Origin of the sequence: Colwellia sp. C1TZA3 (assembly GCF_007954265.1) — a bacterium.
Taxonomy (GTDB): Bacteria; Pseudomonadota; Gammaproteobacteria; order Enterobacterales; family Alteromonadaceae; genus Cognaticolwellia.
In genome coordinates, this window is record NZ_VOLS01000090.1 from 1 (window position 1) to 8,717 (window position 8,717).

7 protein-coding genes are annotated in these 8,717 nt (G+C 37.4%); 4 read left to right on the forward strand and 3 right to left on the reverse strand.

The window, feature by feature from the left end; all coding sequences use genetic code 11:
• From ESZ39_RS16605 to ESZ39_RS16615, 3 genes are all read left to right on the forward strand, one after another.
• Nucleotides 1-196: transposase (locus ESZ39_RS16605; RefSeq protein ID WP_191321678.1), on the forward strand; the 196-nt coding region annotated here is incomplete at its 5' end.
• A 9-nt stretch (nt 197-205) separates the two neighbouring features.
• On the forward strand, nt 206-1,411 hold the full coding sequence (locus tag ESZ39_RS16610; protein WP_146881043.1) for a putative bifunctional diguanylate cyclase/phosphodiesterase: 1,206 nt from the start codon (nt 206-208) through the stop codon (nt 1,409-1,411).
• Nucleotides 1,412-1,761: 350 nt separating this feature from the next.
• Nucleotides 1,762-2,226 carry a GNAT family N-acetyltransferase gene (locus tag ESZ39_RS16615; RefSeq protein ID WP_146881044.1) on the forward strand — a complete coding sequence of 155 codons (465 nt, stop codon included), beginning with the start codon at nt 1,762-1,764 and terminating at the stop codon, nt 2,224-2,226.
• A 129-nt stretch (nt 2,227-2,355) separates the two neighbouring features.
• On the opposite strand, the gene ESZ39_RS16620 is transcribed toward ESZ39_RS16615, so the two are convergent.
• From ESZ39_RS16620 to htpG, 3 genes are all read right to left on the reverse strand, one after another.
• Nucleotides 2,356-2,751 carry an MAPEG family protein gene (locus ESZ39_RS16620; RefSeq protein WP_146881045.1) on the reverse strand — a complete coding sequence of 132 codons (396 nt, stop codon included), beginning with the start codon at nt 2,749-2,751 and terminating at the stop codon, nt 2,356-2,358.
• Nucleotides 2,752-3,632: 881 nt separating this feature from the next.
• A complete protein-coding gene (gene adk / locus ESZ39_RS16625) occupies nt 3,633-4,277 on the reverse strand; it encodes an adenylate kinase (protein ID WP_146881046.1) in 645 nt (214 codons plus the stop codon).
• Nucleotides 4,278-4,481: 204 nt separating this feature from the next.
• Nucleotides 4,482-6,443, reverse strand: a complete 1,962-nt coding sequence (gene htpG, locus ESZ39_RS16630; RefSeq protein ID WP_146881047.1) for a molecular chaperone HtpG — start codon at nt 6,441-6,443, stop codon at nt 4,482-4,484.
• Between the two features lie 348 nt (nt 6,444-6,791).
• Here htpG and ESZ39_RS16635 point away from each other — a divergent pair, with 348 nt between their 5' ends.
• The gene (locus tag ESZ39_RS16635; RefSeq protein ID WP_146881048.1) at nt 6,792-7,982 is read left to right on the forward strand and encodes a YbfB/YjiJ family MFS transporter; all 1,191 of its coding nucleotides are present in this window, start codon (nt 6,792-6,794) and stop codon (nt 7,980-7,982) included.
• Nucleotides 7,983-8,717 lie beyond the last annotated feature (735 nt).

The following is an 8,717-nucleotide window of genomic DNA, read 5'->3' on the forward strand; positions in this document are numbered from 1 at the left end:
ACCCGCTTATTCACCTGAATTAAATCCAATTGAACAGGTATGGCAGTGGTTAAGACAGAATGAGTTAGCGAATAAATGTTTTAAGGATTATGACGATATTGTTGAATCTTGTAGTAATGCATGGAACGGCTTCATAAGTGATATAAAAAGGGTGAAAGATATATGCTTTAGAGACTGGCTAAATTTGAGTGGTTAATTAATGTAATTGGTATTAGACATTGATAAGTTTAAAGATATTAATGACTCTTTAGGGCATAGTGCTGGCGATATTCTGCTTATCGAAAGTGCAAAGCGCATAAAAAGTTGTATAAGAAATAATGATATTGTTGCACGTTTAGGCGGGGATGAATTTATCATTGTGCTTATTGGTACCACCACAGCGACTGATATTGACAAAATTGGACAAAAATTATTAAATACCTTTGCTCAACCCTATATAATTGATGAACAAAGTATTCATTGTACCGCCAGTATCGGGGTTGCCCTTTATCCAAATGATGCAACGAGCATTGACACCTTATTAAGAAATGCTGACCAAGCCATGTATAGTGCTAAAGCGCGAGGACGCAATAGCATTAACTACTTTACCGAAAATATGCAAACTGAATTCCTTAAACGCATGGAGATTCTTCAAGACTTACGTATTGCCATTACACAGCAACAATTTCACATGGTTTATCAACCTATTGTTAACTTATCAAACCATAAGATAGCTAAAGCTGAAGCACTTATTCGCTGGCAACACCCTGAAAAAGGCTTAATTCCTCCAGCAGACTTCATCCCTATTGCAGAGGAAGCAGGACTCATTGTTGAAATCAGTGAGTGGATATTTAATCAAGTATCTGAGCAGGTTAAATATTGGCGCAATACCTATTGCCAAGATTTGATGATCAGTATCAATACATCACCGGTACAGTATAGAAATCAAGGTAAGCAAATTATTGCATGGGCTGAGTCACTTAAAGCGAGAAATATTCCAACTAAAGCCATAGCAATTGAAATTACTGAGAATTTATTAATGGAAAATCAAACTGAAGCGGTCAACGTACTTGATAAAATTCGTCAACAAGGTATTGCGGTTTCTATTGATGATTTTGGTACTGGCTATTGCTCATTTTCTTATCTTAAAAACTACGCGATTGATTACTTAAAAATTGATAAAAGTTTTGTACAAAGCATGTCTGCTAATAACAAAGATGCAGCGTTATGTGAAGCCATCATAGTAATGGCAAGCAAGCTCAATATTGACGTTATTGCTGAAGGAATAGAAACAGAGCAACAACAAAAATTTCTGACTGAAGCCGGTTGTCTTTTTGGTCAAGGCTACTTATTATCAAGGCCACTGACAAAGGATGATTTTGAACAGTTACTGATCAAGCAGAGTAGTAAAGTTCAGACTAAAGTAAGCTAACTACTTAGTAAGCTACTGAAAATTGCTAAAGGTAAACTGTCTTAGTTGAAGTTTTATTTACGACTTAGCTGCAAATAAAACCTCAATAGCTAGTAAGAGTTTATCAAGTGATAACCGACTATGACTAATTCCTCATAGTCGGTTATAAGAGGTAAGAAGTAAGAAGTAAGAAGTAAGAAGTAAAAATAACGACTAACAACCAATCGTTATGAAGCAAGTGACCTTATCCGCATGTATATATGTATGTAAAGAAATACGTAACAAACAATATCCCAGTACAAAGTTGTACATCACCTACATTTCATGAAAAGTATGAAAAAAATATGAAAAATTTGCTAAACAAGTCGCTTATGTCTACTGAAATAATCTGGGAAAACAAAACCTTTTCACAACTAAACATCGATGAACTCTACGATTTATTAAAATTACGGATTGATATTTTTGTTGTTGAGCAAAGCTGTTTTTATCCTGACTTAGATGATCACGATCGCCACCCACAAACCCAACATCTATTTTGCTATCAAGACGGTGTTATGACCGCATATTTACGTATTCTCCCCAAGGGCTTAACCTATCAAGATAACATTAGTATTGGTCGGGTTGTTATTGCTTCATGTGCCCGCGGTATAGGACTTGGCCACGAACTAATGCGAGTAGGTTTAGTTGAATGCCTAAAGTTTTTCCCAAATGACACCGTGAAAATATCAGCGCAAGAACATTTAGAAAAATATTATAATCAGCATGGTTTTGAGCGTGTCAGTGAAATGTATTTAGAGGATGATATCCCCCATATTAGCATGCTGAAAACCTATTAAAGCATGGTATAAAGCATAACGCAGACTAATTGAAAAAATGCCAACATTTATATAATGTTGGCATTTTTATTTGTTCTTTGTTATTTGTTATTTAGCTAGCATAACCAATATAGCTAACACCGGAGCAGCCTAAGCGAAAACAAATAAGCGGATATTTTCTATCGATAAAACTAATAATACTGCGAATGTCGACAGCACCCCCATTAAACGTGGTGTTGAACTACCTATAGTTTTATTTAAACCAATGGCATGTGATAAGCGCGCTAATAATAACACCCCACCTAAGATATGTAGCATCATAGCCGACGCACCATTTATTTCGTAGCAACCAAGTAATATTAGTGCCAATGGCACATATTCTGCAAAATTGCCATGAACTCGTACTCGCTTGGCTAAAACATCATTGCCACTAGTACCAATACCAATCTCGGCGCTTAAACGTAAACGAATAATATTTACCGAGAGACCTATATATAAAAGTCCTAATAAACTTGCATAGAAGCCAGTTAGTGAAAGCGTTACCATTGATTTTCCTTATTGCTATATTAATAAATAATTGATTTTATTATTGTTATAAATAATACCGATTAAGACAGTCAATTCATAGCGGCATTTATACCAAATGAAGTAATACCAATTTCATTAATTAGGTGATCTACTTTATATGCAGGAAAAACGACCAAATATAAGGCATTTATTTTAATAACTCGTTGTGCTGATTATCAAATAAATAACGCAGTAGTGGCTTGTTTTAAAAAGTAAAAATGTTCAGATAATTAGTGAGATTGGTATAAACATCAATAAAGGTAGAATTAACGCTTTAGTAGGCATTTAGGAGAGATTTAAAGCCCTAGATAACTTTTATCCGCTACATTACCGTTCTTTTTCACCCACCTGCCTGAGGGTGGCAATATAATATTGGGTAATTATTTTTGATTTTTTTGTAGGTCGGACTTCAGTCCGTCAACTATTAGCGAACTATTAATACCAAGTTGATTAATTATCTGCTCATTTTTAATGGTTAAAATAAAAAACTACAGTGTCATAAAATTTATAAGGTGAATAACCACTGACTAAATTTTATGTCTTGTATTTCTTCATTTTTCCTCATGAAAAAGGTGATCACTTAATTAATCAAATTGGTATAGTCTGATAGGAAAAATGAGTAGTCAAGTTATACCAGTTCCATTAAATTTGTGATCTTGTTGTGCGCAGGAAAAATAACTCAAGGTAAGGCGCTCGATTAAGCAATAGCTGGCTATTGGGAGTGAGAGCAACACAGCCTTGAGCTATTTTAACTAGTACAAGTGAGCAATAACTTAATGGGATTGGTATAAGAGGCCTAAACACAAAAAAGCTCGCATAAGCGAGCTTCACATTTCATAACTTAGCATTGAGCGCTTAACCTATGATAGTTTCTTATCTAATAACGAGCTAACTTGTTCAACCGGTTGTGTGCCATCAATGGTTAAATAGGCACAAGCCTTAACTTTAGCTTCGCCTTGGTAATAATCAACTAATGGTTTAGTTTGTTCGTGATAAATACCTAAACGCTTACGTACAGTTGCTTCTTCATCATCCGGACGCACTGATAAATCGTCACCCGTTACATCATCTTTACCTTGCTCTTTTGGCGGGTTATAAACGATATGATAAACGCGACCTGAACCAGCATGAACACGACGGCCAGCCATACGTTCAACAATGACTTCATCGGGTACATCAAATTCAATAACGTGATCAACAACAACGCCGCTCGCTTTCATCGCGTCTGCTTGTGGAATTGTGCGGGGGAAACCGTCAAGTAAGAAACCCGCTTTACAGTCATCCTGCGCTATGCGCTCTTTAACCAAACCAATAATTAATTCATCAGATACGAGCTGCCCTGCGTCCATCACTGCTTTGGCTTTCTGGCCAAGTTCAGTACCTGCTTTAATCGCAGCACGAAGCATATCGCCAGTAGATATTTGTGGAATGCCAAATTTAGCCATTAAGAATTGTGCTTGAGTCCCTTTACCGGCACCCGGTGCACCTAATAAAATAATGCGCATTTAGTATAACCCTATTTAATTAATGAATTAGTTTTGTAAAAGAGCAAACACTATACATATTCAAAGGGCTTCAAACAAGTAGCAAGCGGTGCAAAAAAACAAAAAAGGAGCTAAAAAGCCCCTTTTTTTGACTAAAGTCTAACGATAGTCTAACGATAGTCTAACGATAATATGACCTAGATCATTATTTAACCTAGCTGCAGTTTATTTAGTTAGGCTCAACATTAGTTTGTTCAAACGGGCAACAAAAGTTGCTGGGTCTTTCAAACTACCCCGTTCTGCTAACATGGCTTGTTCAAATAAAACTTCAGTCCATTGTTTGAACTTTTCATCGTCTTGCTCTTCAGCAACGTGCTTGATTAAGTCATGCTCAGCATTAATTTCAAAAATTGGCAATGAGTCTGGTACTTCTTGACCAACTGATTGCATCAACTTCATCATTTGGCTGCTCATATCATGTTCATCAGCAACGATACAGGCAGGTGAATCGGTTAAGCGTTGTGAAATTTTAACGTCTTTGGCTTTGCCTGCAAGCGCTGCTTTTATGCGCATAACCACTGAGTCGAATTCTTGCTCAAGTTTTTCTTGTGCTTCTTTCGTTTCAGCGTCATCCATATCACCTAAGTCTAAACCACCACGGGTGACTGATTGTAATTGCTTACCATCAAACTCAGTTAAATGACTCACTAACCATTCATCTATACGGTCAGCCATCAATAATACTTCAATGCCTTTTTTGCGGAACACTTCTAAATGCGGGCTATTTTTAGCCGCTTCAAAACTATCAGCAACGACATAATAAACTTTGTCTTGGCCTTCTTTCATCCGTTCAACATATTGCGCAAGTGAAACACTTTGCAAGCTGTTATCTTCATTAGTAGAAGCAAAACGCATGAGTTTTGCAACCGCATCTTTGTTAGAAGAATCTTCTGCTGGACCTTCTTTTAGTACTTGACCAAATTCGTTCCAAAATAGTTGATATTGCTCAGGATCCTTGTTGCCCAATTTTTCAAGCATTTTTAAAACCCGTTTGGTGCAACCTTTACGGATGGCTTGAGTAATTTTATTATCTTGTAAAATTTCACGTGATACGTTTAAAGGCAGATCATTTGAGTCCAATAAGCCTTTAACAAAACGTAAGTAGCTTGGCATGAATTGCTCGGCGTCATCCATAATAAACACACGTTGAACAAATAATTTTAAACCATGCTGCTTCTCACGGTTATGCATATCAAACGGCGCTTTAGATGGAATGTAAAGTAATGAAGTATATTCAGTTTTACCTTCTACTTTATTATGTTCCCATAAAAGTGGGTCACCAAAGTCATGTGATACATGCTTATAAAACTCTTTATATTCTTCGTCAGTAATCTCAGACTTTTCTCGTGTCCAAAGTGCGGTGGCTTTGTTCACGGGTTCCCATGTTGCCGGAACAGCGTCGCGCGCTTCAACCGCCGGTGTTGTTACCTTATCTTCGTCATCTTTTACTTCTTCAATCGCTTCAACACCTGGTACTTCTGGTGTTAACATTTCAACTGAAACAGAAATATGGTCTGAGTACTTAGTAACAATAGTTTTTAAACGCCAATCATCAGCATACTCACTTTCTTCTGCTTTTAAGTGAAGAATAATGTCAGTACCACGGTTGGTTTTTTCAATTTTAGCGGTAGTGAATTCACCTTCACCAGCACTTGTCCATTCAACACCTTCAGCAGCATCAACACCGGCAGCACGTGAACGCACAGTGACCGAGTCGGCAACGATAAATGCTGAATAAAAACCCACACCGAATTGACCAATTAATTGTGAGTCAGACGCTTGGTCACCAGAAAGCTGTGAGAAAAATTCAGCAGTACCTGATTTGGCAATGGTACCTAAATGCTCAACGATTTGGTCATGCGTCATACCAATACCGTTATCAGAAATAGTCAGGGTATTGTTTTCTTTATCGCAACTTACACGCACGCGTAAATCACCATCACCTTCATATAAATCAGCATTAGATAATGCTTTGAAACGTAATTTATCAGCAGCATCAGCGGCGTTGGACACTAGCTCACGTAAAAATATTTCTTTATTTGAATAAAGTGAGTGGATCATCAACTGTAATAGTTGCTTTACTTCGGTTTGAAAACCGTGAACTTCTTTTTGGCCTGTCTCAGACATCTGGGAACTTCCTACTGTAACTAACATTAAAACGATTATTTATCGTGAGTATCAAACATCATTATCCAATACTCACTCGATAGTTAACATGTGGGGGTAGCTAGAGGGTTTTCAAGCAAGAAATTAAAAAAACATCAGAGATAATAGCTCTGTTCGACTTTATCATTGCTTGGCTTTAATTTTATTTCTCGCTATTGTTATATACTCTCCATAACAAATAATGATTTGCTTTCAGTGACTTCTGTCCTTACATTAACCTATTAGCTTATTTGTGCTCTAACGCCAAAATTGGCTTAGTTGCTGTATTTTCATCAATATTGACCATAAGCGATAACACAGGAATTTAACATGTTGCTTGATAGAAATAACAATGCCGCGATCTTATTGGCTGGTATTCTAGCCTTAGTCGTTGGCGTTGGCGTTGCGCGCTTTGCCTTTACCTCATTACTGCCAGCGATGTTGGAAAACCACCTCAGTATCGCTTTCGCCGGTGTGCTCGCATCAATCAACTATGTCGGTTATTTATCAGGTTCAATTTTCTCTATTTTTATTAAAGATATTCATGCCAAGGTGAAATTTTTCCGCATTGGCCTAGCTTTGTGTGTCATCACATCACTGCTGCTGGCTTTTACCCAAGACAATACTATTTGGTTACTGTCTCGTTTATTTGCCGGCTTTGGCGCCGCGATGGCATTAGTGGTTGGCTCTGCCATCGTGATGTCAAAATTACAAAACACCAATAAAACCAAAGCAATGGGCATACACTTTAGTGGTTTAGGTTTTTCAATATTAGTTTCCGACTTAATCATGCGCAGTGTTTTTACTTATAGCGAGAATTGGCAACATGCTTGGATAGCTTTAGCAATTGCCGGCGCCATATTCGCCGGCTATTCAGCCTATATTCTTAGTTTTGACAAGCAAGGTGCTGACAAAGTTATTAGCCACAAATTTGATAAGTCATTATTTACCCCACTGGTGATTGTTTTAGCACTGGCCTACTTCACCGAAGGTGTTGGTATGGTGGTACAAGCGACCTTTCTTCCTGACATTGTAAACTCACTGCCAGGGTTAGCCGGTTATGGCGGCTATGCCTGGTTAGCGGTGGGTTTAGCGGGCATTCCTTCTTGCATTATCTGGATGCGTTTAGCACACAAGTACAATAGTATCGACATTATGATGATTGCGATGGCACTGCAGGTAATTGGTATTTTAATCCCGACCTTCTCTGCCAATATATGGCTTAATTTACTTAGTGGCGTGTTATATGGCGCTACGTTTATTGGCCTTGTTTCGCTATTTATGAATTTTGGTGGACAATTGGCAGGTAAGAATCCGGTATTTATTATGGGGTTAATTACAGCGGCTTATGGCGTTGGACAGGTTGTTGCACCGCTCTATTGTGTCGCGTTAATCGCACAATTTCACAATTATAACGCTGCACTTTATTTAACCGCTTTTATTGTCCTTTGTGGCATAGTATTACTCAAATATGCCAAGAATAATTTAATGACCCATAACCAACTTGCTAGTAATTTGTAAATAATTTGTAAATAATTAACTAAAAAACTTCTATCTCACGACACGGTTATTAAGTAATAAAGTTTAATTTTTAAGGGGCTAGAGAGAAAGGAGTGTGTTGGCCAAAATTACTTTTACGGGTAATAGTATAACGTTAGGCAATTTTTTGTAGGTCGGACTTCAGTCCGTCAACCATTAAGCGGGCGATTAACCTGATGGGTCAGCCAACATTTACAGTGGCGTATTTTTGTTTATCAGCATTTATGCCGATAACTGTTAAATTTAATTTAACTTGATGGACTGAATGCCAATCTACGTGAGTAATACCAGTTCCATTAAGTTTGTGATCTTGTTGTGCGCAGGAAAAATAATTCAAGGTAAGGCGCTTGATTGAGCAATAGCTGGCTATTGGGAGTGAGAGCAACACAGCCTTGAGCTATTTTAACTAGTACAAGTGAGCAATAACTTAATGTAATTGGTATAAAACCTTAATAGCCACTAACGGCTAAACTTTATACCTGCCCGCCACTACAAACAATGTTAAAAATATTGGCAATACTGAAATTTGATTATTGAAACTGAGCTTAAATAGCTTTTATTCAAACCATTAAACTTGTTGAGAAAATGTAATAATACCAGTTCCATTAAGTTTGTGATCTTGTTGTGCGCAGGAAAAATAACTCAAGGTAAGGCGCTCGATTGAGCAATAGCTGGCTATTGGGATTGAGAGCAACACAGCCTTGAGCTATTTTAACT